Raw genomic sequence first — 21,394 nt, 5'->3', positions numbered from 1 at the left:
ACGGCTTTCGGTCCGCACGTGTTTTTCTGGTTGCAAGATAAAACCGTCTGGCCTATCCAACAAGTGGTTTCATTTTTAAACTACTTATTGGATGGAGGCTTTGATGCGCATCGAGACCGAGGCGGCTGTCGACAGTGGCGGGATTGGCGGCGGCGCGGCGACGCACACGCCTGCGACAACCGGCGGCGAAGCCGCCGCTCTGTCCCGGACCGTGGCGCTGCTGTTCGCGGTCGCCTCGGGGCTCGCGGTGGCCAATGTCTATTTCGCCCACCCTCTGCTCGACCGCATGGCCGAGGATTTCGCCATCAGCCATGGCGCCATCGGCCTGGTGATGACCATGACCCAGGTCGGTTACGGCCTCGGCCTGCTGTTGATCGTGCCGCTCGGCGACCTCCTGGATCGCCGCCGGCTGATCGTCGGCCAGTCGGTCGCCTCGGCCGCCGTGCTGCTGGTGGTCGCGACGGCATCGAACGCCACGGTGTTCTTCGCCGCCCTGGCCGTCATGGGGCTGCTCGCCGTGGTGACCCAGGTGCTGGTCGCTTTCGCCGCCGGCCTCGCCCGGCCCGACGAGCGCGGCCAGGTGGTCGGGGTGGTCACCAGCGGCATCGTCATCGGCATCCTGCTCGCCCGCACCGTCTCGGGCACGCTCGCCGATCTCGCCGGCTGGCGCTCGGTCTATGTCGTTTCGGCCGGACTGACGCTGGCCATCGCGCTGGTGCTCGCGCGCGTGCTGCCGGCCGAGACCCGGACGCCGGCGGCAACCTCCTATGTCCGTCTGATCGGCTCGGTGTTCACACTGTTCGCCGAGATGCCGGTGCTCAGGATCCGCGCCACCATCGCCATGCTGATCTTCGCGGCCATCGTCACCCTGCTGACCCCGCTGGTGCTGCCCTTGAGCGCCCCGCCCTTCTCGCTCAGCCACACGCAGATCGGGCTGTTCGGACTGGCGGGCGCGGCCGGCGCACTCGGCGCGTCGCGCGCCGGCGCCTGGGCCGATCGGGGGTTTGCCCAACGCGTCAGCTGCTTCGGTCTCGCGCTGATGCTCGCAGCCTGGCTGCCGATCGGACTGATGCACTGGTCGCTCTGGGGGCCGATCATCGGCGTCGTGATCATCGATTTCGGCCTGCAGGCGGTGCATGTCACCAACCAGGCGATGATCTATGCCGAGCGGCCGGAGGCGCAGAGCCGGCTGACCGCCGGCTACATGATCTTCTATTCGATTGGCAGCGCGCTCGGCTCGATCGCCTCGACGCTGACCTATGCCTCGGCCGGCTGGACCGGGGTCTCGATCCTCGGCGCCGCGATCAGCGCCACCGCGCTGGTGTTCTGGGCGGCGACGCGGCATGTCGGGGCGAAAAGCGAATGAGCCATGAGACGGGACGCGCTGAAGCCGCGCAGACCCGAAGCGATCCGATCCGGCCGGCCGATGGGGAGGCGCTGCTCGTAGCAGCGGAAACGATCGGTCACGGCGCTGCCGTGCGAATGGCCGACGGCATGAGGCTCGCCAGGCCCCGGCACGGTGAAAGTCGCCGCATCGGCGCCGTCGACCGGCCTCATCGCGCGGCGCCAGGGCCCGGAGCGAACAGCCCGGCCCGCCGGACCAGGCACCACCTCGCGACGTGCGCCGCAACCAGCACGCCTGCCGCCAAGACGCGCGAGATCATGCCGCGGGTCCCGCCGCCAAGCTCTCCGCCGGGTCGTCCCACTGGCGATGGACCGTGACCGCCACGGCTTGCCCCGGCCACAGATGCAGCACGTAACGATCGTCGCCCTCCAGGCCGTCTTCGCTGATGGTTCCAAGGCCCGAGAAGACGGCCAGGACGCGCAGATGGCCGGGCGGCGCATTGAAGCGCGCAGCATCCGGCAGGTAATCGGTGCAGCCGGCGATCACCACCTCGCCGGCGGTCAGCAGCGACCCCTGGACCAGATGATCGGCCTCGGCGAGGTCGAGTGCCGGTGCGGCGTCATGCAGCTCGACACGAACCGGCACGGTCATGTTGCGGGCGGTCGAGATGGCCACCAACCGATCCTCCGGATGGAGCCTGCGGCCGACATCGGCGTCGGTCCAGGGCGTCGGTTCTGCGGTTGCCACGGCACCGGCATCCGCCAGATAGAATTGGTGATAGTCGGCGAAGAGCTCGCCATCGAAGACGGTCGGCATCCGATGACCTCCTCCGATGCCGGGCGGCGTTTCAGGCCAAGGCCAGCGCGATGCAGGCGAACCCGACCTTGGCATCGGTCGGCACGCCGAAGCGCGCGGTGTGGCGCGCCGGCAGGCCGCCCGGAAAATGCTTCACATATTCCGCGTTGCAAGCATCGTAGTCGGAAGGATCGGTGATCAGCATGGTCATCTGGACGATCCGGTCGAAGCTGCTGCCGGCTTCGTGCAGGACCTCGGCGATAACGGCCAGGGCAGCCCGAACCTGGTCCGCGGCGGTGTCGCCGCGATGGATGCCGTTCGCCGGGTCATGCGGCGCGGTGCGGCCGGAGACGAAGACCAGGCCCGCCGCGCGGGTTGCCGCGCTATAGGGCCGTGCCGAATCCGGTCCCGGCTGGCCGATAAAATCGATCGTCATGGCGTCACGTCCTTCGACAGGGCAGCACATTGCATGACATCGGCCAGCTGCTCGGCCGTGACTGCGCGCTTCGGCAACATCTGGAACAGGCGCGGCGCCTGATAGAACAGCACGACGCGGTCGTCCTCGCTCCACTTGAGATAGTCGGTCCAAGGCACCAGCCATTCGCCGCTGACATTTGTCGCTTTGAGACCGGCCTCCGACCAGGAATAGGTGATGGGGTGATGCAGCGTCTTCTGCTGCCGAAAGGTCTTGCGCGCCGTATAGGGCGCCAGCACCAGGTAGTTCACCGCCGGCAACGCGAGCAGTGCGATAAAAATAATATGGACATAGAGGCCAGGGATGGCAAATGAACGAAAGCCCGTGACGGATGCATAGATGAAAAGGCAATAAATGACGACAATGCAGGCGATCGCGATCAGAGACCAGGGGCGGCGATATTCATTCAACACATGCAACTTGTTCGCCGCGGCATAGTCGTCCTCGGTGAGCGTCACGGTCACGGCGCGGTCTGTCGAAGCCATTGCTGCGCTCGATCCTCAGGTGGCCACGATCACGGACCTACCAGCCAAAAAACTGTATTTCAGCGGCCGGGATTCGCAAATGTCGGGCGCGCTGCGCCCGGTGGCCCGGAGTTCGCCGGCCGGAACAAGATCTCCAACCAAACCCTGCGGGCCGGGTCGCCGTGACGTCTCGTCCACGATCATCCCCAGGTCAGAGGGTCCAGGCGAAGGTAGAAATCCAGCCGTTCCTGGTCGGGCTGCGCGATGGCATGGATGTCGAAGAGACGGGCCCGTGCCGCCGGCGCATCCCCCGGCGAGGTCCAGCTTTCCCTGGCATTGGCGAGGAGCAGCGCAAGGTCGACATAACGGTCGGCCGTTCCAAGGCGCCCGAGGTCGATCAGACCGGTGCAGCGATACGTATCGGGATCGACCATGACATTCGGCAGGCAGGCATCGCCGTGGCAGACAACAAGGTCGCCGGCCTCCTGAGCGAGCCGCCTGGGCATGTCCGCCTGCAGGCGCGCGAGAAGGACAGCGGCAGGAATGGCCCGCTGGTCCGGGTCGAGGAAGTCGGGGTTGACGGCGCCCCGCCCGACAACGTCCGCGGCGCGATCGACCATTGTCGACAGACCGCGCTCGAACGGACAATCGGCGACCGGAAGGTCGTGCAGCGCCTTGATCTGCCGGGCAATGGACGGCCATGCAGCGCTCAACGCGGAAGCGGAGAGCTCGCTCGCGGACACGCCCGGGACGGTCCTGGTGACAAGGCAGGCGCCGCTGTCCGACATCCTCCAGTCGAGCACGGTGAGAGACCCAAGACCGGTGGCAGCGAGCCATTCGGTGCGGCGCCGCTCGCCATCGAGGCGAGCCGCGCCCAGCCCCTGCGAGAGTTTGGCATAGGCCACGCCATCACTGCGGCAATACACTTTGTCACCGGATTCGCCGCTGCCGACCGGAACCCAGGTTCTGCCGGCCGGAAGGTCTGGCAGAAGGTCTTCATTAAAGTCGTCATCGGATCGCGCGGTTTCGTGCATGAGTCCGGCCAATGTGAAGCCTCCGCGCTTCGCTCGAAATGGCGCCGAGCGCGGTCGCGCAGGCGCCGCCTTCTGCAGCCCCTTTGCGACCAATTTCTGCTCTGGGCGCGCATGGCAGAGGGCCGACGGCGTGTCGGATGTGGCGCAGGGCTGAGAGCCAAAAAAACCCTCTCCGGTCGGGAGAGGGTTATCGGGGTTACTCCGGAGCAGCGTCAGTCGCGGCTCGCCGCCGGCTCACGCCGCCGCTTGCACGGTGTCCGGCTTCCACCACACGAGCGGGCCCTGGGGAGTATGGCCGCGGGCGCTGCGGCCGGTATTGACCGCCGAGGCGGTCACCGCCAGCGGCGAGCGGATGCCGAGTTCGTAGTGCTGGACAATGGCCACGGCGATCGCCCGGCGAATGCGCGGCTCGTTGCCGGCGCCGCCGAGTTCCCGGCAGGTCGCATCGAACACTTGCTGCATCTGGGTCAAGATTTCGGGCCCGAAAATGTCGTCAATGTCGAGATCGGCGAGAGCGCTGCGCATGGTCGGCTCCCTTTCGTTGGCTTCCTACGTCGATCGGAGATCACTGCGCATATCAGACAAATAGTAAGGCAATGTGACAGGCATGCGTCGCGCGTCAAGAGATGATTCGCGTCGCCTGCCCTGTTTCAGCCGCAGGTTGCCACCACGGCGATGCAACTGCCGAAAACGACGGAAGATCGGCTTTTCCAGCGGATTTTCGAGGCTTCCGACCAGGTCCCCGGACCCGATCAAAAAAGCTTGAACGGCAGGGAACCCTGCGCGCCCGATATCGTTTCCCGGATATGGCCGCTCGTCGGCCATTGGCACGCGTCGCCATCGCCCGCGCGGACTGCCGGCGGCCCACCCCCTGTCGTCCACGCATCATGCAGCGAAAAGACACCGCGAAAGCCATCTGGAGACAGGTGGCTTTCGTCGTTGCGGGCCGGTGCGGCAGGGCTCTGTCGCTTGCGCGGCAGCCGCTATTTCACCACTTCGAGGTGACCGTAGATCGAACCGTAGGAGACGTTTTTGCGCCGGTCATCGGCCAGCACGCCGATATCCTCGAGCAAGGCACGGATCGCCCGCTTCGGATCGCCGTCGAACTCCGCCAGCACCGCTTCGACGTCTTCGTCGGTCGGTACATAGGGCACGCCGGGCGGCGACAGGCCGACATCATAACCGGGGCCGTCCTCACGGAACTGGCCTTCGGCCGGCCATTCGCGCTTCTGGTCTTCGGTCGCCGTGAAAACCGGCACCACCTGCAGTCTGGCTGCCTGGGTCATGGACTCACATCTCCTGGCTCGCGCCTGTTCGTTCTTGTTATGTTCTGTTTTCACCAAGAAGGCAAGCGCAAATCGGCGAGGCCTGGCCTGGCGTTGCGGCGGGAACCCGAATGGCTGCCGGCGCGTTGGGTCCACGCGCCCATTCGCCTCGTCTGGGCAAAAGGGCAACTGCCCGGGAGACAAGTTGATGTCGGACGTGATTCAAAGCCGCCGCGCCATGATCTTCGGTGCGCTGGCGAGCCTTGTCGGCCTGACCGCTCTCAGCCCCGAAGCCGAGGCCCAGGGGCGCGGCTGGGGGCCGGACGGAATGGGACCGCCCGGCCAGCGCCGCCGCTCCGGCTGGATCCCGCCGGGCCATCGACGGCACCGGCGCGGCCGCGGCTATGGCTGGGGCCGCAGACGCGGCCATGGCTGGTGACGGACCGGGCCCTGGCCTGACCGACCTGAGCCCGATCGAACCCACCGCGCCGGCAGCGGCGCAGGTGTGGCCGTGCTTTGTGGCGACCGCAGCCGGTCGCGCCGGCCACTGCAGTCCAAGGGCGGCTTCCGGCAAAAATGGCCTTGCCGGCATCGGCCGGCGAGCGGAGACGCTTCCATGCCAAAACTCAATCGTATCCTCGAGACCTCGATCTATGTCGACGACCTCGAGCGCGCGGCGCGGTTTTATGAAACCGTCATGCAACTCACGCCGCTTTTGAAAACCCGGACCCTGTTCGCTTATGACGTCGGCGGCGCGAACGTGCTGCTGATCTTCAAGCGTGGCGCCTCGCTGCGAACCCAGACGCTGCCGGGCGGCACCATCCCGCCGCATGACGGCGCCGGGCCGCTGCACATCTGCTTCGCCGTCGATCAGGAGGCGCTGGCCTGGTGGGACGACCGGCTGGCCCAGCACGACGTGGTGATCGAAGGCCGCACGACGTGGGAGCGCGGCGGCCAGAGCAGCTATTTCCGCGATCCGGACGGCCACCTGCTGGAACTGATGACGCCGGGAAACTGGACGATCTATTAGGCCTGTTGGCCAATCGCAGGTGGCCCGCGGACAAAAACTGATACAATCCGACGAACAATTTCCGCGCCGGTGAGCCTTGCTCGCCGGCGTGGGCCCGGCCCGCATTTCGCGCCTTCGGGGTCGATTGCCTTGCAAATAATCACGCAAACGTGATAGTCGTGACCATGGTACCGCTTGCACATCTCAACGGTTGTAGCAGCATCTGGAATCAGCGGTTTGATTGCAGGTGAGCGCGATGCGAGACTGCCCGGGCCAGCGCATTCTGACGATCGAAGGCAGCGGCAAGAGCGGCCGCATCTACACAGCCGAGATCAGGCTCGGCACACTGACCGAAAAGGGCATCATCCGGATGCTGCAGCGGCTCGCCGCCAGCCACCTGACGCCCGCCGAGATCATCGCGGCCTCGTTGCCGCAGAACGCCATGGGTTATCGGCCGCTGCTGGAGCCGAAGATTTCCCCGTCGCGGATCAGTGTCGGCTTGATGCCCTGTTATGTCGCGACGGTCAGCCCGGTCGAGGGTGAAGGCGCCCAGATGACACTGCGGCCGGCGGCCAAGATGGCCCCACCCCGCCGCTGGTTCTAGAAGGCCCGGCTGACGCTTGTGCTTCCAGCCCAACCGGCCGCGCGTGCGTCTGGCCGGAACATCTTGTTCTGGCCAGCCGAACCTTGATTTCAGGCCTGCCGCGGCTGGAGCCACCCGAGCAGCGCCATCAGGCTGGCCCAGGGCGTACGCGGCCGGGCAGTCGCCCTGCGGGCGGCCTTGCGGGCCTCGCCGAGCGCCAGAGCCGCCAGCCGTTCGGGATCGGTGGCGCCAGCGACATAATGCTGCATGATGGTGCGGGCGAGCGCCTGATGCCGGCTGCTGGTGCCGCCGGCAAGGCCGAGATCGGCGCAGCAGCGGCGATAGATCGCGCGCATGACGATGCGGTCGGCTGCGGAAAATGAACGGCCCGGAGGGACATCCGCCATGACAGGCTGCCTTTCCATGAGACGAGAAGGATAGGCTTCGAAGGCATGCAACGCGAGTGACTTGATAGTGAACAGAATGGCGCGAAAGCCTTAAGCGATCCTTGTCGAGCGGTAAGCCATAACCGCAAGCGACCATTGGCCACACGGCGTTTCACCTGCGCCGCGCCGGTGCCCACACAGAATAAACCGCATAATTGCCACAATCTCGCCCAAATGATGAACGCGCAGCGAGCCTTCACGCAGCCCGTGGAGACGATCAAAACCGCGTGTGCAAAGATCTCGATCGCGGACCCGCGACCGCGTGATCCCGGTGGCGGATCGCCCCGCGCCGGCCCGGGTGAAGGTCGTCCAGCTCTTGCGGAGCCGGCCGACGCAGGATAGCCGGCGATGCCCGGCTTGGCGCCCGAGTTGGCGCCCGAGTTGGCGCCCGAGTTGGCGCCCGACTTGGCGCCCGACTTGGCACCCGACTTGGCGACACGCGCCGCCATGCTTCCGCCCGATCGCCGATGTTATCAGGAGCGATGCAGGCAACGGCCAGGACATCGCCTTGACATCTTCCGGTTTGACGTCGCCCGGTTTGGCATCCCTTCTGATCCGCGGGGCCGCCTGGGCCCTGCTGGCGGCGGTGTTCGTCGCCACGATCGGGCCCATGCAACTGCGCCCGGTCACCGGCCATTCCGCCGGGCTGGAACGCTTGCTCGCCTTTGCCGTCATCGGCGGGCTGTTCGGCCTTGCCTATCCCAAGCGCTGGGCGCTGGTGCTGGCCCTGGTCCTTGGCAGCGCCGCCGTCTTCGAGCTGATGCAGGAACTGGCGCCCGGCCGGCACGGCAGGTTCGCCGATTTCGCGGTCAAGGCCGCCGGCGGCTTCATCGGCCTGGTCGCGGCCGGGATCGTCAATCGGCTGTGGGCGAGTGGCGAATAGCGAGTGGCGAATAGGGAATGAATCCGCATGGGTGGTGACCATTCGGGACCAATCCCTTTCCACGAGAGAGGATTGATCGCCGCGCCCCTCGCATCATGCCCCACTCGCCACTCGCCATTCGCTATTCGCCACTCGCCATTCCCCACCCGCCTTCCCTACCCGGCCCTTCGCCGGCCCTCGGCAATGCCGAAATGCCAGGCGAGCACGGCGAGGCCGCGCGCCAGGTTGGGCAGGTTGCGGGCCTCGCGGCCGTCGACCGCCACGCTCTCGACCTCGGCCGCGACCTGATAACCCTCGTCACGCAGAACGGCGTTCGCTTCGGCCCAGCGCCGGCGGGTGGCGCGGTCGCGCTCTTCCGGCGCCCGTGTGTCGAGACCGCCGGTCCCGGCCTCGGCAAGCCCCGGAGACGCCGCCATCGGCCCGGCGGCGAGGCTCTTCGGGTCGGGCAGCGGCGCGTCCAGCGCGCGCCGGCACTGGGCAACCAGGATCCGCCAGGCCTTGCCAGCCTCATAGGCTTCGGCGTCGATCAGGCCCGCCATCGCCAGCCGCCCGAGCGGGTCGGCGGCACGCTCGTCACGGAAATTGGCAAGGCCGCGCCGGTGCGGCTGGTTGCGCGCGACGGCGAAGATCTCATCCTGGCGGCCGGCGCGCGACGGCTGGCCGTTCGGCTGGCGCTTGACGTCCTTGCGCTTCCGTCCCCTGAGCTTGGTCATGACCTGACATCCTCCATGCAAAACGCGCTGCCTTCGAACAAGAGCCGGGCTCTGGGTGGACAGGCTGGCGTTTCCGTCGCCCGAGGGATCACCGCGCCAGACGTCATCGGCCAGCTCCGGCATCCGGCCTGGTTGCCGCCAGGATCAGGGTCGCGACGAGTTCGCTGACCGGGATGCCCTGGGCGGCGGCCGAAGCCTCGGCGCGCCGATAGGTAAATTCCGGCAGCGCGACCGGGATGGTTCCGGGTTTCGGGCCGTCCTGAACGACGGCAATGGAGCGGGCGCAGCCGGCAATGCGGCGGATCAGGCCGCGGGTCTCCAGGCCTTTCACCAGCCGGTTGATGCCCGAGAGCGAGGCGAGCCGCAGGTGGCTGGCCATTTCGACGTAGGACGGCGGCGGCAAGCCCTGGTCGAGTTCGGATTTGATGAAGGCGAGCAGAGCCGCCTGTCGCTTGGTGAGGCCCATCTGACGTCCTCGGACGAAGGGGTGAATCGAGATCAGGAATTTAAGCAACACTTTCAAAATAATCAAGCATCACTTTGTGGACTAAATCAAGCACCGCTTTAGTATGCACCCCAGGACAGCTCCGGAAGCGGCCCATGGCAGATCCAGCGACGGTTTCGACGACGGCTCCCCTGACGCGTGGCGACCGCATCCGGGCGGCGCGCAAGCAGCGCGGCTGGACGCAAGGCCAGCTCGGCGAGGCGCTCGGCGTCTCCTCGCAGGCCGTATCGCAATGGGAACAGGGCCGGACCGACCCGGAGATCGACCGCCTGCAGCAGGCTGCCGACCTGCTCGGCGTGCAGCGCGACTGGCTGACCTCCGGGCTCGGCCCGGATCGCTCGGAGGCGCAAGGCCCAGCCCCGGTGATCGCGCCCTTCGCCCCGGCGATCGTGCCGGGCGCCGATCTGGTCGGCGCGCGCGACTTCCCGATCTATGCCGCGGCCCAGGGCGGCGAAGGCCACCTGATCGTCACCTTCGACCCGATCGAAGTGGTCAAGCGCCCGGCGATCCTGGAGGGCGTCAAGGGCGCCTATGGCATCATGGTCTATGGCGACTCGATGTCGCCGGCCTATCGCTGGGGCGACATGGCGCTGATCAATCCGCATATGCAGCCGGCGCGCGACGAGGTGCATGTGTTCTACGACCACGGGCCCAATGGCGAGGCCGAGGCGATCATCAAGAACCTGATCAGCTGGAACGACCGGATGTGGAAGCTCGAGCAGTTCCGACCGGAAAAACAGTTCGACGTCGCCCGTGTCGACTGGCCCATCTGCCACCGGGTGGTGGGCAAATATAACCGGCGGTGAACCTGCCGATTCCAGGCATCTCGGAGGGAAAATGCTGTTCCGCTGGTTCAGGGAGCGGCCGCTGCGCGTCGCGCTCCGCAGCGCCTATGCCGACACCCGGCTGACGACGGAGGAACTGGCCGGGCTTGCCGCCCTGGCAGAGGCCGGCGGCGTCCCGCCGGAGCGCTTCGCCGTCCTGCAGCGCAAACGCGCGCAGGTCCGGATGAAACAGATCGGCAAGCGGGCCGCCGCCGAGCGCCGGCTGGATCCTGTGGCAATCGAGGCGATCAACCATATCTCGGCATCGATCGGCGAAGGCGCCGAGCTTGATCCCTATGACATGACGCTGTTCACCACCAACTGGAACCTCGCCAACGGCATGAGGCCGCTGGCGCTGCCGGACGAACTGGCCAAGGTCAACCTGCAGCGCGGCGAGAGCGCCTATTATGCCTGCGGCTCGACCTGGATCGAGAAGCGCTGGGTTCGCGAGCAGATCGGCAGCTCCGGATATGTCGCGGTGGTCCCGGTGATCTGGCGGATCAATTATTGGGTCGACACGCTGCGCGGGCGATACCAAGAGGTCGAACAGCCGGCAACCATCAGCATCGGCCGGTTCGTGGTCACCGATCGCCGCATCCTGTTCGTCGGGGATGCCAGTTCTCTGGCGCAGTCTTATGAGCGGATCAGCACGATCGAATTGCTCAACGACACCGTGCGTATCGTCAGGGAGGGCGATACATCCTGCTATTTCATGCTTCCCGCCGACGATGCCGCCGATGTCTGCCAACTCGTGCGGCATTTCCTCGCGCAGAATTGAGGGGGCGAGTAGCGCGTGGCGAGTAGCGAATGGGGATGCGGCGGAGCGCGCCGCGAACGCTCCCCTCCGGACGAGGTCATTCAAGATGCGCTTCGCATCATGCCCCATTCGCCACTCGCCATTCCCCCTTCCCCCTTCCCCATTCGCTCCCACAACACCCCTTCCATTCGGTAAAGACGCGCCGGGCAATTTTAGAGGTCAAGGCAAAGCTCACGCTCATCCCCAGATGACTTGCTGCGGTCACATTTCTTGTGTTTTACGCGATGTTCCATCCCCGTAAACCGTCGATCTGGGCTATTCACTTGCGCCTAGCGACCGGAGGTCCTGATGACCAGCTGGCTCTTGCGTGAGATAGGAATAGACGTCGTCATTTTGATCTTTATTTTACTCTTGTTGCTCATTGCCGCCTCGCTCTGGATGCAGGTGCTGGGCCTGGCCGGCCAGCGCGCCCACCTGCAGGCGATCGAGGAAGCCTTGCGCAAGGCCGCCGATCGCGACGAGGACCGGGCGCGCAGCATCGCCGCGCTGCGCGGCCGCATGGGGCGCGTCGAGCGGCGCCTCGATGACGAATGGGGCGCGGCGCCGGAGACCTTTTTCTGGGACCGGATGCTGGGCAAGGTCGACCGCAAGGGCGGCGCATAGACGGGAGAGCATCATGGACGACGTGCTGCCGATCGGGGTCAATATCGACGGCGCCCTGCTGATCACCATGGGACTGGTCGCCTGGCTGGCCTGGCTCGGTTTTGCCGGGCTCCAGCACTTCAGGGCCGAGACGGCGGTGCTCGAGCGCCTGCACCGCCAGGCTGCCCGGCTCGGCCGGGGTCCCGCCCGGCGCCGGACGGGGAGACCCGGCTGAAACGGGCGCGACAGCGCCAGGGAATCACTTATCCTGGGTTGCGCACGAAGCTCGCAATCACGGCGCGGGCCTGAACGAAACACGAAACCTCAGCTGGCCGCCCGGCGCTGAAACGCCGGCCGGCGAGACCTTGACCAAAGGTGGCCACCGACAGACCGAGACCCGGAGCCCGGCCGCCCGGATCGTTCCCGGCCGACGCTTTCCCCGAGCGGACTTTCGGGTCCGCGCCTTCTGACGCCCGATAGGCCCGGATCGCTCCGACGGTCCCGATCCGGGAACCCAGAGCCGCATATCAGGTTGTTCGACGAGGAGACGATTTCATGCGCCTGACGACTGCCCCCCTTCTCGCCTGCCTCGCCTTTTCCGCTTTTGCCCTTGCCGCCTGCCAGACTTCGCCGCCACCGCCGCCGCCGCCCCCCGGCGAACCGGCGGTCTGGGGCCGCGCCGATTGCCAGCGCGCCGCCGGCCGGCAGGATCTGGTCAACGCCTTCGAAACCGCCAAGCAGATCTGCGGCATCGCCGCCGAGCCTTATCAGTCGAGCGGCGTGCAGTGCATGGCGCAGCGCGGCTACCTGCACCGGCCACGCTCGGCCCATGACCGGGCCTGCTCCGGCTCGCAGTCACGGCTTTCGGTGCCGCATATGCGCTGAGACTGTCTCGGACGCCGATTCGGGACGGTGGCGTAAGCTCTTGATATCCTGAGCTTACGTCCCTCTCGGATGGTCGGCCGCGGGCGGCCGGCGGCAACCCTGCCGCAAAACCTGCGAGCCGGCGGGGTTGACGGGGCCCTGCGCTTGAGCGAACGGGAGCGGGCCGGCGCGCCAGCCGGCCACAAGCGGACCGCGAGCTTTGTCATCCTTCAAGAAGCGCCAGGCGGCAAAACGGCGGATCCGCGCCGATGCCGATCAGTTGATCCGGGACTTCCAGGCCAAGGCCGTCGAGGAAGCGCGCTCGCGCGCGGCCGCCGCGCAGGCCGCCGGCGAAAGCGACGAGACGCGCGACGGCTGGCACTGGGAACGGGTGGCGCTGGAGATCGAACGGCGCGAGCGGGGGTGAGGCAGGGCCGCACCTTGCCATGCCGATTCAACAGATCCACGCCAAGAGCTTGATATCATGAGCTTGATATCAAGAGCTTGATGCCGTGAGCTCAACGCCGCCTCGCCCCGGCGCCTTGTGGCATCGCGCCAAGGCGCCGCTCGCGCAACCGGACCGGCCACGTTGTTCCACCCGACCGCGTTCGAGCGCCATGGTCACACCGCCAGGACCTCGTCCGGCAGCGCGCCATACACCCCAAGGATGACCGCCTCGGCGAATTCGCCGGTCTCGGGATCGCCGGTGCGGATAAAGGCGACCGCCACGCCGCCTTGTGCCGCGACCCGCAAGCCCTCGCGGCAGGCCGCTTCCGCCGATTGCCATTCGCGCGCATCGCGCTGGATCATCCGGCCCTTTTTCGACCGCTCATAGGGCTGGACCACAAACCAGGTCGCCACCGTCATGCCATGCCTCGTCCATATCCGCCGTGTTGCGCTGCCTTGTCGTGCTCGTCGGTGTCTCGGATCTCACGCGGGTGAGGCCAGCATCTTGACTCCGAGGAAGAGAACATATCAAGAACAAAGCTTGGGGTTGTGGATAGTGCTCCCCTGCCCTGCCGGAGTGTCGCTTTCATGCTTTCAGCCCGTTCGCCAAAGTTTCCCTTGAACATTGATTCAAGCAATGCTTTCATATTGTCATTGCCGCCGCAAGCCTCCGGGAGACCCCATGCGCCGCCATCTCGAGCTTGCCCTGGACGAGCTGCCGATCCTGCCACGGGTCGCCGGCGGCGACGGCCGGGCTCATGACGTGCACCTGTTCGCCCATGGCTCGGCCGACCTGATCGTCGATGCCGAGGGCGATTGGCAGGTCAGCGAGATCTATCTGGAAACCTCCGAAGCGCTGGCGCTGGCCGGCGGCCGGCTGTCACGGCGCTTCACCCGGGTGGAGCGCCAGGCGCCGCATTGGGACCTGATCGAACAGGCGATCCGCCGGCAGCTCGGCGCGCGGGTGGACGGGCGAATAGCGGAGGGCGAATGAGGGCGAATGGCGAATGGGGCACGATGCGAAGAGCGCAGCGATTGCCCTTGGTCCGAGACAGAGAAAGAGAGAGCACGGCGTTGGTCACCGCATGCCCCATTCGCTACTCGCCATTCGCTACTCGCCATACGCCATTCGCCCTTGCTCGCCCGCTGCAAGCTTGCCGCAATGCTCTGCATCCAGAACGGCTGCCGCCGCGTAGACAGATTCAGGGCGCCTGGCGTGCCCACGCACTCAAAGCCGACGGAGGCGAGACGATGACCTGGCATACCCAACTCGGCGTCAACCGCCTGCCGCCATCGCGGATGGAGCGCTCGCGCTTCTGGATGGTCGCCGTCGTGGCGGCGGCCGTGGCCGCTGGCCTGTTCACCTTGCTGACCGCCGCGCCGACGCCCTAGGTCGTGTCCTCATAATGGATGGCGGCACGACCTAGACGCGGCGCCTTCGGCAGGCCGTTTGCTGGCCGGGCCGGCGCTGTCGCAGGCCCGCTATGGCCGGGCCTCATTGTTGCATCGTGCGCCACAGCACAGCGCCGGACGCCTCAGAGGGTTGAGATCCGGCGCGAAAATGGTCCCGCAAATGGACTCCCGCGTTCAGTTTTGGGAGATGTCCCATGTCCCGGCATATGGCTTCCCGGCTTATCGCTTCCCGGCTTATCGCTTCCCGGCCCGGCACGTCTTGGCTCAGCACGTCTTGGCTTAGCCCGTCCTGGCGCAGCCTGTTCTGGCCTGCTCGACTGCACCATGCCCATCAAGAGCCCGCGCCGCGCGGGCCGCTGGGCCTCGGCCGCCTGCCGGTGCGACGCCGGCAGCGCCTCACCTTCTGGCTCTGGGCGATCGCCGGCGCCCTGCTGGCCGCCGGGCTCCTGACCTTCGTCGCAACCGCGGCGCGCTGGTCCGGCGGCTAGCGCGTGGTGGCGCCCTTGGTGCCCTTGGCACCTTTGCGCGTGCGGTCCGGCAAGGCCTTGGCCGCCTTGTCGGCGCCCCTGTCCTTGCCCGTGACGCCACGCTGCAGCACCTTGGTGGCAGCCTTCTGCTTGGCCTTGAGCGAGGCCGGGATGGGCGCGGTCTCGGAGGTCGCGACCAGGCCGACATCGGCCGGCTTCTTGCCGCCCTTGCGCGCGGCGGCGCCGAAAGTGGCGAGGCTTTCCGGCTGCTGACCGTCGGTCTTGGCTGTAGTCGTTTTGGCTTTGGTCGTTTTGGGCGCGGCTTTGGTGGCCATGGCGGGCTCCTGCTCGGGGCTGCCGGCGGACCGGTGGCCGGCTAGCGTGACAACGGCAAGGCGCGCCTTTGGTTCCTTGCCGGCGATTCCGGCTCAGGTCCGGTCGTTCATGAGCTCGAAGAGATAGGCGGCGAGCGCGCCATAAAGCGTGTGGCCGATCGTGCTCATCAAGGTGAGCTGGCCGCCCCAGGCGAGCAGCAGGAACGGCAGGCCGGCGAGCGGGGCAAAAATGCCGAGCGCGATGAAGGTGGTGGCGAGGCCCCAGAGCCAGCCGTCGAGTGGCCGGCCGAGCGAGACGCCGTTGCGGGTGAGAAGGAAATAGGCCAGCGGATAACCGATGACGCCGGTGAGATAATGCAACGCCCTGGCGACGACATCCGAGGGCTCGACGCCCAGGCGATAAGCGAACAGGGCCTTGATCAGCGCCGGCGGCTCCAGCGGGCCACCCGCCACCAGAGGCGTCGGCACGGAGGCCCAGATCTCCCAGAGGCCGAGGCCGGCAAGACCGCCGATCGCCAGGGCCGCAAGCTGCCGGGCATTGGGAACGACCAGGCCGGCGAAACGGGCGGGCATGACCGGGCTGGTCGGGCTGGCGCTGGGCATGGTCATGGCGGGTCTCCGGGCGTGGCGCTCCGGCGCCGCTGAGAACCCATTCGCGACCGGGGAGATGCCGTTACGGACGGCGCCATCACCAAAACGTGAGGGCGATGGGGAAACCTCATCGAAGTGGTGAACTGCGGCTCGTCGCGAGCGCCACCGCGCTCCGTGGCCCAGGCGCCCGAAGGCGCAGAGATTAGCTCTCCCTCGCCCGCCCGTAACGATCAGCCTCCCGTCAGCGTAACCGCCTCAAGGCCAGCCGCCGCACCGGACCCATCCGCATGACCCCAGCCGCCAAGCGCCCGCGCGACCAGCGCCTCGATGTGTTCCGCGGCCTGTGCATGCTGATCATCTTCATTGCCCATATGCCCGGCAATCCCTGGCTCGCCTGGATCCCCGCGCGTTTCGGCTTTTCCTCGGCGACCGAGCTGTTCATTTTCGGCTCGGGCTTTGCCAGCGCCATCGCTTTCGGCCGGACCTTTTTCATCGCCGGCTTCTGGAACGGCACCCTGAAGATCGCGCGCCGCATCTGGCAGATCTACTGGGCCCACCTCTGCCTGTTCGTGGTGCTCGCCGGCATTACCGTGCTCGCCGCGCCGCCGGGCAGTCACGCCATGCAGGCACTGGCCTATGTCATCGCTGAGCCGGCCCAGGCGATCGGCGGGCTCGTCACCCTCACCTATGTGCCCATGCTGCTCGACATCCTGCCGCTCTATGTGGTGGTGCTGGCGCTGGTGCCCGTGATGATCGCGGCCTATCGGCTGCATCCGGTCGCGCCCTTCGCGCTGTCGACCGCGCTCTATCTGGCAGCTTCGGTCTTCGGGCTCGCCATGCCCGGCCGGCCGGACAATGGCCAGCCCTGGTTCTTCAATCCCTTCGCCTGGCAGGCCCTGTTCTTCCTCGGCTTCGCCATCGGGCTCGGCTGGTGGAGGCCGCCGGCGCTGAACCGGCGGCCCCTGGTGGCACTTGCCGCCGTGATCGTGGTCGTTTCGATCCCGTTCAATTTCTGGGGCTTCACCGACCACCTGCCCGTCCTCATCGACATCCAGGCGGCGAGCCTGCCGCTCAACACCTGGACCAATCTGCACCCGGTCCGGCTCATTCATTTCCTGGCGCTCGCCTATCTCAGCCTGTCGCTGTTGGACCGCGCGCCTTTCCTGCTCGACACCGAGGCCGCGAAACTCTTGACCCTGGTCGGCACCCAGTCGTTGCCGGCCTTCCTCGCCTGTACCGCGCTTGCCTGGATCGGCGGCATAACGCTCGACATCTGGGGCCGCGACGCCGGCACCGTCGCGCTGGTCAATCTCGCCGGGCTGGCGGGCGTGGTGGCGGCGGCTTGGGCTGCCAGGCTCACCAAGAGCGAACCCTGGGCCAAGCCGAAGACGGTGGAGGGACGGGCCGCAGCACCGGCCGAGGCCAAGGCGCTGGACCGGTAGCAGGCGGAACGTCCTTGCAAGATCGCCTGTGACGTCGGCATGATGGCAGTTCGCTTGGACGGCATCGGACACATGACGATGACCGCAGAGAGAGTGAAGACCGCCGGGATCAGCACGGCCGGCGCCACCTTCGAACTGGCCGTGCAGGATGTGGCCGAGCGCTGGCATGCCGGCGACGACCGCGACGGCTGGCGCGCCTTTGCCTCCGTGCTGACCCGCCACGGCGTGAGCCAGGTCGGCCTGGAGCTGACCGGCCACCGGCCGAAGCTCGCCCATACGCTGCGCGCGACAGGGTTCACCATTGTCGACATCGAGCCGCGCCATGTCAGGGCCTATGCCTGGCTCACCGAGGGACCAGCCGGGGCCCGGGGGCCGGATGCTTCGCGGATCGCGGCGCTGACCGCGCTGCGGGCCGAGGAGCGCGCTTCGCCCGACCCGCGCTTTGCGAGCCTTTCCGGCCACCTCGTCTATCTCGACTACGCCGAGGACGACCTGAGGACCGCCCGCATCAGGCGCCTGCAGCATCGGGCCGGCGTCACCGCGCCCGCCGGCCCGGACGACCGCTCCGCGCTCGATCAGGTCTATGATCGCGACGAACAATGGGCCGAAGAGCGCGCCGGGCGCGCGCTCGCCGAACTTGTCGCCGAACTGCGCGGCGATGCCGAGATCGCCGCCTGTCTCGACCGGCTGATCGCCATGCCTGATATGGACGAACGCCGCGCGATCGCCGCGGTCATCGCCATGCCGGAACTGCTGCGCCTGCGGAAGCAAGGTTCTGCCTCGGGCTAGCGGATGCAAACCAGCCGGACCCCTGGGCGTAACCGAAGCCGGCGGCCGGACCTGTCGCGGCGCCGGGCGAGGCGCGCGCCGGACCGGCAAGACGCGGGCTCAAGGCCTCAGGCGCTCCTGCAGCGCGGTCGCCTCGCGCAATTCGGTCTCGAAGAAGGACACATCGTCTGCCTCGCCATGCATGCGCAACAGGTCGAGCGCCGGCGAAATGTGATCGGCCGCGGCCTGGGCGAGCGAGGCGTCCTTGCGCAGCCCCGCGAGCCATCGCATGGCGACACCCTGGCTGCCATGGGCGCGCGCCCATTGCGCCGGCGTGGCGGCCCGGTCATAGACGCCGAGAGCTTGCCCATAAGCCGCGATGGCCGCCTCCAGGTCCGGCTCGCTGGGCTTTCTCAAGCCGATCCACAGATAGACCACGCCAAGGTCATAGTGGCTCGACGCCCAGGCCCGCGGTGCTGTCGCGCGTGAGCGGCGCTCAGCCAGTTGCCGGGCGATCGGCAAGGCCTCTTCGAACCTGCCGGGCCCTTCGCCATCGCGACCCAGCTGCCAGAGCACGTTGACCACCCCTTGCTGAGACAGGGCCCAGCCACCCATCTCCTTCGGCCAGACCGTCAGGGCCTCGCGATAGGCCGCCAGGGCCTCCTCGAACCGCGCGTTGCTGCGCTCGCGGGTCGCGAGCTCGGACAAGGCATTGCCCAGGTTGGTATGGCTGGTGGCCCAGCGCAACGGCACATTCTGCTTGTCGATGGCGCTGATCGCCTCGCGATATTCGGCAACCGCCTCGACCAGCCATCGGCTGTCGCCCAGCCGCCCGAGGTCCAGCAGCGTGCCTGCCAGGTTATATTTGGTTGCCGACCAGTCGACCGGCCCGCGTTCGCGCGTCTTGACCGTCAGCGCCGCCCGATAGGCCCGAACCGCCGCCTCATGGCGGTCAGCCGACTTCTCGCGCCGGCCGGCCTCCGACAAGGCATTGCCGAGGTTCGACTGGAGCGCGGCCCATTCACCGGGCCACTGCTCGCGGGTCAGCACCGTCAGTGTCTCCTGGTAGGTGGCAATCGCCCGGTCGAGCCAGACCCTGGCCGGGCTCGCCAAGGCGATCGTCAGATAGGCATTGCCCAGATTGGCATAGGTTCGGGCCCAGACGACCGGGTTGCGGTCCCGCGTCCTGACCGTCAGGGCGCCCTCGTAGGCGGCGACGGCGTGCTGCGCCACGGTCGATCCGCCGACGCGAGCGCTGACGTGGAGCAGGCAATTGCCGAGCCCTTCGAGCACCGACGCCCATTCGTCCGGAGCCGTCTCCCGGGGGATCGTTTCGAGGGCCTGCCGATAGGCCTGGACGGCCTGGCTCAGCCAGTCGCCGTCGGTCTCGCGCTCGCCCAGGCGATCCAGCGAATTGGCGAGGCCCAGCATGGCGCGGCCATAGTCCAGTGGTGCGGTGTCGCGCGGACGCAAGGCCGCGGCCGCCTTCCAGAGCGCGATCGCCTCTTCCAGCGCCGGCTTGTCGCCGAAGTCTCCGCCCTGCCCGTCCAGCGCATCGGCCTGCCGGCGGATGTAATCGGCGGAACGCCCGGCGTCGAAAGCGACCAGCCTGGCCGCCTCGGCAAAGGCTGCCGCGGCGGCACGATAGTCCAGCCGCAAGAGCTCGATCCTCGCCTCTTCCGAGAGCAATTCAGCCTCTCGCACGGCGCTGTCCTGGCGGATTTCCGTCAGGCGCTTGCGCGCCGCGCGCAGCAGGTCGCGGGCGCCCGCCAGGTCGCCCGCCTCCATGCGCGCCAGGGCCTGCGTGCGAAGGCCCTGGATTTCGGCGCTGTCGCCGGTCGCCCTTTGCAATTGCGCCCTGAGGTCGGCGTATTCGGTGGCGAATTTCTCCAGAAAGCGCGGAATGTCGTCCGGCTTGATATCGTCGCCGGCGCCGAGGCGGACGAGGTGGCGGACCAGGACTTCGCGCGGCACGCCCTTGTCGGCGGCGATGGCAGCCAGCAGGCTGTCATGGCGGGACGCCGCCACCCGCTCGGCCTCCCTCCTGGCCGCCTCGGCGCGCTCGGCCTCCACCTGGCGCTGCTGTTCCATGCGGTGGATGTCGGCCTGGCGTTGGGCTTCGATGCGGCCGAGCTCGGCCTGCCGGCGCTGTTCGACCCGCGCCGGCGCGAAGACCAGCGCATCGACGACCTTGCCGGCGCCGGCCAGAACCAGCAGAACCGCCGCAAGCCTGAACGCCCTGGGCAACAGGTTCCAGGATTGCTGTCGCGGCAGGTCGACCAGGTCGAAGCGCTCGAACTCACCGGCACCATCAGGTTCGTCGCGCCCACCCAGCCCGTCCGCCACGAAGTCGCGCGTGCGCTGATAGAGCAAGGCGTGCCGGCTGGCCGGCTTGGCGATGCTGATATGGTCGGCATCGATCGACACCGGCGGCAGGCCCGGCAAGCCGGGATCGGCGCTCGCCTCGGCGACGATGACCCCGAACTCGGTCAGTTGCGTCTCGTAAAAGATGCGGTAGGCGATCTGCCGTCCGGGATCGGCGGCAAAGCCCCGGAAATCGACATTGAGCTTGCGCAAAACCGGATCATTCTCGATCAGGCCGCGCACCACCGCGGTCGGCCAGAGGAAGAAGCGCAGGCGAACGAGCCAGCCGGCCTGCCGCGAACCACTATGCGGCGTGGCGATGAACACGACCTGGCGCACCCGGGCGAGCAGTGCCGCGGCCTCCGGACGGCGTCCGGCCTGCTGTTGCAGGTCGAGGATCACCTGCTTGACCAGAAGGCCGCCCAGGCTGTGGCAGACGAAGATGAGCGGCGATCGGCTGAGCGCGGCCTCGCCGAGCAGCGCCTCCAGCACATTCACCGCGCGATCCTGCAGCGCCATGCCGGTGCCGAGCCAATTGGTCGCCGGCGCCTCATAGCTCAGCGTATAGGCATTCAGCCCGACGACATCTTCGGCCAGCCAGCGCGGCCACAGCGACTTGGCCAATTCGCCGGCCGACCAGGTGCGATAGGCATTGCCCATGAGGCCATGAACGAAGACGATATTGCCGCGCGCCTGGCCCGACCAGCCGGCGAGCTTGATCAATTGCGACATTGCGGCCCTCTTCCGCAGTGTTTCATCAGCAATTGATAGTAAATGAAAGCCGGATACAACCATCGAAAACTCTGGACTCGACGGCCCGACCCGATCGACCGGCCCTCTCGGTAGGGAAAGCGCGATCGCTCCGGTGCTTCAACGAAACCGTATGGCCAGCATACGTCCTTGCATGATGCGCCCTGGCCCCATCTCCTGTTGAGTACCGTGCTGGCGTGCAACCCGCGCCGC

The 21,394-nt window shown here is 67.3% G+C and carries 28 protein-coding genes; 15 read left to right on the top strand and 13 right to left on the bottom strand.

Annotation, left to right across the window (positions count from 1 at the left end; genetic code table 11):
- The first annotated feature begins 103 nt into the window (after positions 1 to 103).
- A complete protein-coding gene (locus E8M01_RS25220; protein WP_136962678.1) occupies positions 104 to 1,366 on the top strand; it encodes an MFS transporter in 1,263 nt (420 codons plus the stop codon).
- Positions 1,367 to 1,660: 294 nt separating this feature from the next.
- On the opposite strand, the gene E8M01_RS25215 is transcribed toward E8M01_RS25220, so the two are convergent.
- From E8M01_RS25215 to E8M01_RS25190, 6 genes are all read right to left on the bottom strand, one after another.
- Positions 1,661 to 2,161 (bottom strand): hypothetical protein, encoded by a 501-nt coding sequence (locus tag E8M01_RS25215; protein ID WP_136962677.1) that lies wholly within the window; start codon positions 2,159 to 2,161, stop codon positions 1,661 to 1,663.
- 31 nt (positions 2,162 to 2,192) lie between these two features.
- On the bottom strand, positions 2,193 to 2,576 hold the full coding sequence (locus E8M01_RS25210; protein WP_170182067.1) for a RidA family protein: 384 nt from the start codon (positions 2,574 to 2,576) through the stop codon (positions 2,193 to 2,195).
- Positions 2,573 to 3,100, bottom strand: a complete 528-nt coding sequence (locus tag E8M01_RS25205; protein ID WP_136962675.1) for a YcxB family protein — start codon at positions 3,098 to 3,100, stop codon at positions 2,573 to 2,575. The genes E8M01_RS25210 and E8M01_RS25205 overlap by 4 nt, the downstream gene beginning before the upstream one ends.
- A gap of 179 nt (positions 3,101 to 3,279) precedes the next feature.
- Positions 3,280 to 4,125, bottom strand: coding sequence for an APH(3'') family aminoglycoside O-phosphotransferase (locus E8M01_RS25200; RefSeq protein ID WP_425467681.1), 846 nt, complete (start codon positions 4,123 to 4,125; stop codon positions 3,280 to 3,282).
- 222 nt (positions 4,126 to 4,347) lie between these two features.
- A complete protein-coding gene (locus tag E8M01_RS25195; RefSeq protein WP_136962674.1) occupies positions 4,348 to 4,638 on the bottom strand; it encodes a hypothetical protein in 291 nt (96 codons plus the stop codon).
- A 458-nt stretch (positions 4,639 to 5,096) separates the two neighbouring features.
- Positions 5,097 to 5,399 (bottom strand): hypothetical protein, encoded by a 303-nt coding sequence (locus E8M01_RS25190; RefSeq protein ID WP_136962673.1) that lies wholly within the window; start codon positions 5,397 to 5,399, stop codon positions 5,097 to 5,099.
- Positions 5,400 to 5,586: 187 nt separating this feature from the next.
- Here E8M01_RS25190 and E8M01_RS25185 point away from each other — a divergent pair, with 187 nt between their 5' ends.
- The 3 genes from E8M01_RS25185 (at position 5,587) to E8M01_RS25175 (ending at position 6,991) form a co-directional block, all read left to right on the top strand.
- Entirely contained in the window at positions 5,587 to 5,817 is a 231-nt protein-coding gene (locus E8M01_RS25185; RefSeq protein ID WP_136962672.1) for a hypothetical protein, read from the top strand.
- A 177-nt stretch (positions 5,818 to 5,994) separates the two neighbouring features.
- Complete coding sequence (locus E8M01_RS25180) at positions 5,995 to 6,408, top strand: VOC family protein (protein WP_136962671.1); 414 nt, start codon at positions 5,995 to 5,997, stop codon at positions 6,406 to 6,408.
- Between the two features lie 235 nt (positions 6,409 to 6,643).
- Positions 6,644 to 6,991, top strand: coding sequence for a hypothetical protein (locus tag E8M01_RS25175; RefSeq protein WP_136962670.1), 348 nt, complete (start codon positions 6,644 to 6,646; stop codon positions 6,989 to 6,991).
- Positions 6,992 to 7,080: 89 nt separating this feature from the next.
- On the opposite strand, the gene E8M01_RS25170 is transcribed toward E8M01_RS25175, so the two are convergent.
- A complete protein-coding gene (locus E8M01_RS25170; RefSeq protein WP_136962669.1) occupies positions 7,081 to 7,377 on the bottom strand; it encodes a hypothetical protein in 297 nt (98 codons plus the stop codon).
- 577 nt (positions 7,378 to 7,954) lie between these two features.
- Here E8M01_RS25170 and E8M01_RS25160 point away from each other — a divergent pair.
- A complete protein-coding gene (locus tag E8M01_RS25160; protein ID WP_170182066.1) occupies positions 7,955 to 8,299 on the top strand; it encodes a VanZ family protein in 345 nt (114 codons plus the stop codon).
- A 155-nt stretch (positions 8,300 to 8,454) separates the two neighbouring features.
- Here E8M01_RS25160 and E8M01_RS25155 read toward each other — a convergent pair whose 3' ends face one another.
- Together E8M01_RS25155 and E8M01_RS25150 are read right to left on the bottom strand one after the other, a co-directional pair.
- A complete protein-coding gene (locus tag E8M01_RS25155; RefSeq protein WP_136962667.1) occupies positions 8,455 to 9,012 on the bottom strand; it encodes a hypothetical protein in 558 nt (185 codons plus the stop codon).
- A 103-nt stretch (positions 9,013 to 9,115) separates the two neighbouring features.
- Positions 9,116 to 9,478 (bottom strand): LexA family protein, encoded by a 363-nt coding sequence (locus tag E8M01_RS25150; RefSeq protein WP_136962666.1) that lies wholly within the window; start codon positions 9,476 to 9,478, stop codon positions 9,116 to 9,118.
- A gap of 134 nt (positions 9,479 to 9,612) precedes the next feature.
- On the opposite strand from E8M01_RS25150, the gene E8M01_RS25145 reads away from it, so the two are divergent.
- The 6 genes from E8M01_RS25145 (at position 9,613) to E8M01_RS25120 (ending at position 13,031) form a co-directional block, all read left to right on the top strand.
- A complete protein-coding gene (locus E8M01_RS25145) occupies positions 9,613 to 10,323 on the top strand; it encodes an XRE family transcriptional regulator (RefSeq protein WP_136962665.1) in 711 nt (236 codons plus the stop codon).
- 31 nt (positions 10,324 to 10,354) lie between these two features.
- A complete protein-coding gene (locus E8M01_RS25140; protein ID WP_136962664.1) occupies positions 10,355 to 11,119 on the top strand; it encodes a hypothetical protein in 765 nt (254 codons plus the stop codon).
- Between the two features lie 327 nt (positions 11,120 to 11,446).
- Complete coding sequence (locus tag E8M01_RS25135; protein ID WP_136962663.1) at positions 11,447 to 11,761, top strand: hypothetical protein; 315 nt, start codon at positions 11,447 to 11,449, stop codon at positions 11,759 to 11,761.
- A 13-nt stretch (positions 11,762 to 11,774) separates the two neighbouring features.
- Positions 11,775 to 11,975: a hypothetical protein gene (locus tag E8M01_RS25130; RefSeq protein ID WP_136962662.1), complete on the top strand. Its 201-nt coding sequence runs from the start codon at positions 11,775 to 11,777 to the stop codon at positions 11,973 to 11,975.
- 320 nt (positions 11,976 to 12,295) lie between these two features.
- Positions 12,296 to 12,625 (top strand): hypothetical protein, encoded by a 330-nt coding sequence (locus tag E8M01_RS25125; RefSeq protein ID WP_136962661.1) that lies wholly within the window; start codon positions 12,296 to 12,298, stop codon positions 12,623 to 12,625.
- Positions 12,626 to 12,824: 199 nt separating this feature from the next.
- The gene (locus E8M01_RS25120) at positions 12,825 to 13,031 is read left to right on the top strand and encodes a hypothetical protein (RefSeq protein ID WP_136962660.1); all 207 of its coding nucleotides are present in this window, start codon (positions 12,825 to 12,827) and stop codon (positions 13,029 to 13,031) included.
- Positions 13,032 to 13,225: 194 nt separating this feature from the next.
- On the opposite strand, the gene E8M01_RS25115 is transcribed toward E8M01_RS25120, so the two are convergent.
- Positions 13,226 to 13,471, bottom strand: coding sequence for a hypothetical protein (locus tag E8M01_RS25115; RefSeq protein ID WP_136962659.1), 246 nt, complete (start codon positions 13,469 to 13,471; stop codon positions 13,226 to 13,228).
- A gap of 262 nt (positions 13,472 to 13,733) precedes the next feature.
- Here E8M01_RS25115 and E8M01_RS25110 point away from each other — a divergent pair, with 262 nt between their 5' ends.
- Together E8M01_RS25110 and E8M01_RS35130 are read left to right on the top strand one after the other, a co-directional pair.
- Positions 13,734 to 14,045 carry a hypothetical protein gene (locus E8M01_RS25110; RefSeq protein WP_136962658.1) on the top strand — a complete coding sequence of 104 codons (312 nt, stop codon included), beginning with the start codon at positions 13,734 to 13,736 and terminating at the stop codon, positions 14,043 to 14,045.
- A 257-nt stretch (positions 14,046 to 14,302) separates the two neighbouring features.
- Positions 14,303 to 14,443 carry a hypothetical protein gene (locus E8M01_RS35130; protein WP_170182065.1) on the top strand — a complete coding sequence of 47 codons (141 nt, stop codon included), beginning with the start codon at positions 14,303 to 14,305 and terminating at the stop codon, positions 14,441 to 14,443.
- A gap of 505 nt (positions 14,444 to 14,948) precedes the next feature.
- On the opposite strand, the gene E8M01_RS25105 is transcribed toward E8M01_RS35130, so the two are convergent.
- A complete protein-coding gene (locus E8M01_RS25105; protein ID WP_136962657.1) occupies positions 14,949 to 15,266 on the bottom strand; it encodes a hypothetical protein in 318 nt (105 codons plus the stop codon).
- A 93-nt stretch (positions 15,267 to 15,359) separates the two neighbouring features.
- Positions 15,360 to 15,875 carry a hypothetical protein gene (locus E8M01_RS25100; RefSeq protein ID WP_136962656.1) on the bottom strand — a complete coding sequence of 172 codons (516 nt, stop codon included), beginning with the start codon at positions 15,873 to 15,875 and terminating at the stop codon, positions 15,360 to 15,362.
- 269 nt (positions 15,876 to 16,144) lie between these two features.
- On the opposite strand from E8M01_RS25100, the gene E8M01_RS25095 reads away from it, so the two are divergent.
- Both E8M01_RS25095 and E8M01_RS25090 read left to right on the top strand, forming a co-directional pair.
- Positions 16,145 to 17,299, top strand: coding sequence for an OpgC family protein (locus E8M01_RS25095; RefSeq protein ID WP_136962655.1), 1,155 nt, complete (start codon positions 16,145 to 16,147; stop codon positions 17,297 to 17,299).
- A 78-nt stretch (positions 17,300 to 17,377) separates the two neighbouring features.
- The gene (locus E8M01_RS25090; RefSeq protein WP_136962654.1) at positions 17,378 to 18,088 is read left to right on the top strand and encodes an IS110 family transposase; all 711 of its coding nucleotides are present in this window, start codon (positions 17,378 to 17,380) and stop codon (positions 18,086 to 18,088) included.
- Positions 18,089 to 18,187: 99 nt separating this feature from the next.
- On the opposite strand, the gene E8M01_RS25085 is transcribed toward E8M01_RS25090, so the two are convergent.
- The gene (locus E8M01_RS25085) at positions 18,188 to 21,226 is read right to left on the bottom strand and encodes a tetratricopeptide repeat protein (protein WP_136962653.1); all 3,039 of its coding nucleotides are present in this window, start codon (positions 21,224 to 21,226) and stop codon (positions 18,188 to 18,190) included.
- Between the last annotated feature and the right edge of the window lie 168 nt (positions 21,227 to 21,394).

The sequence above is a fragment of the Phreatobacter stygius genome (assembly GCF_005144885.1).
GTDB lineage: Bacteria > Pseudomonadota > Alphaproteobacteria > Rhizobiales > Phreatobacteraceae > Phreatobacter > Phreatobacter stygius.
Note: the sequence above shows the minus strand (reverse complement) of the source record. Positions and strands in the feature narration are given on the sequence as shown.

Bases quoted from the DNA above. Each gene is read 5' to 3' on its own strand.
- E8M01_RS25220 (WP_136962678.1), top strand. From the start codon at position 104: ATGCGCATCGAGACCGAGGCGGCTGTCGACAGTGGCGGGATTGGCGGC.
- E8M01_RS25215 (WP_136962677.1), bottom strand. From the start codon at position 2,161: ATGCCGACCGTCTTCGATGGCGAGCTCTTCGCCGACTATCACCAATTC.
- E8M01_RS25210 (WP_170182067.1), bottom strand. From the start codon at position 2,576: ATGACGATCGATTTTATCGGCCAGCCGGGACCGGATTCGGCACGGCCC.
- E8M01_RS25205 (WP_136962675.1), bottom strand. From the start codon at position 3,100: ATGGCTTCGACAGACCGCGCCGTGACCGTGACGCTCACCGAGGACGAC.
- E8M01_RS25195 (WP_136962674.1), bottom strand. From the start codon at position 4,638: ATGCGCAGCGCTCTCGCCGATCTCGACATTGACGACATTTTCGGGCCC.
- E8M01_RS25190 (WP_136962673.1), bottom strand. From the start codon at position 5,399: ATGACCCAGGCAGCCAGACTGCAGGTGGTGCCGGTTTTCACGGCGACC.
- E8M01_RS25185 (WP_136962672.1), top strand. From the start codon at position 5,587: ATGTCGGACGTGATTCAAAGCCGCCGCGCCATGATCTTCGGTGCGCTG.
- E8M01_RS25180 (WP_136962671.1), top strand. From the start codon at position 5,995: ATGCCAAAACTCAATCGTATCCTCGAGACCTCGATCTATGTCGACGAC.
- E8M01_RS25175 (WP_136962670.1), top strand. From the start codon at position 6,644: ATGCGAGACTGCCCGGGCCAGCGCATTCTGACGATCGAAGGCAGCGGC.
- E8M01_RS25170 (WP_136962669.1), bottom strand. From the start codon at position 7,377: ATGGCGGATGTCCCTCCGGGCCGTTCATTTTCCGCAGCCGACCGCATC.
- E8M01_RS25155 (WP_136962667.1), bottom strand. From the start codon at position 9,012: ATGACCAAGCTCAGGGGACGGAAGCGCAAGGACGTCAAGCGCCAGCCG.
- E8M01_RS25150 (WP_136962666.1), bottom strand. From the start codon at position 9,478: ATGGGCCTCACCAAGCGACAGGCGGCTCTGCTCGCCTTCATCAAATCC.
- E8M01_RS25145 (WP_136962665.1), top strand. From the start codon at position 9,613: ATGGCAGATCCAGCGACGGTTTCGACGACGGCTCCCCTGACGCGTGGC.
- E8M01_RS25140 (WP_136962664.1), top strand. From the start codon at position 10,355: ATGCTGTTCCGCTGGTTCAGGGAGCGGCCGCTGCGCGTCGCGCTCCGC.
- E8M01_RS25135 (WP_136962663.1), top strand. From the start codon at position 11,447: ATGACCAGCTGGCTCTTGCGTGAGATAGGAATAGACGTCGTCATTTTG.
- E8M01_RS25130 (WP_136962662.1), top strand. From the start codon at position 11,775: ATGGACGACGTGCTGCCGATCGGGGTCAATATCGACGGCGCCCTGCTG.
- E8M01_RS25125 (WP_136962661.1), top strand. From the start codon at position 12,296: ATGCGCCTGACGACTGCCCCCCTTCTCGCCTGCCTCGCCTTTTCCGCT.
- E8M01_RS25115 (WP_136962659.1), bottom strand. From the start codon at position 13,471: ATGACGGTGGCGACCTGGTTTGTGGTCCAGCCCTATGAGCGGTCGAAA.
- E8M01_RS25110 (WP_136962658.1), top strand. From the start codon at position 13,734: ATGCGCCGCCATCTCGAGCTTGCCCTGGACGAGCTGCCGATCCTGCCA.
- E8M01_RS35130 (WP_170182065.1), top strand. From the start codon at position 14,303: ATGACCTGGCATACCCAACTCGGCGTCAACCGCCTGCCGCCATCGCGG.
- E8M01_RS25105 (WP_136962657.1), bottom strand. From the start codon at position 15,266: ATGGCCACCAAAGCCGCGCCCAAAACGACCAAAGCCAAAACGACTACA.
- E8M01_RS25100 (WP_136962656.1), bottom strand. From the start codon at position 15,875: ATGACCATGCCCAGCGCCAGCCCGACCAGCCCGGTCATGCCCGCCCGT.
- E8M01_RS25095 (WP_136962655.1), top strand. From the start codon at position 16,145: ATGACCCCAGCCGCCAAGCGCCCGCGCGACCAGCGCCTCGATGTGTTC.
- E8M01_RS25090 (WP_136962654.1), top strand. From the start codon at position 17,378: ATGACCGCAGAGAGAGTGAAGACCGCCGGGATCAGCACGGCCGGCGCC.
- E8M01_RS25085 (WP_136962653.1), bottom strand. From the start codon at position 21,226: ATGGTTGTATCCGGCTTTCATTTACTATCAATTGCTGATGAAACACTG.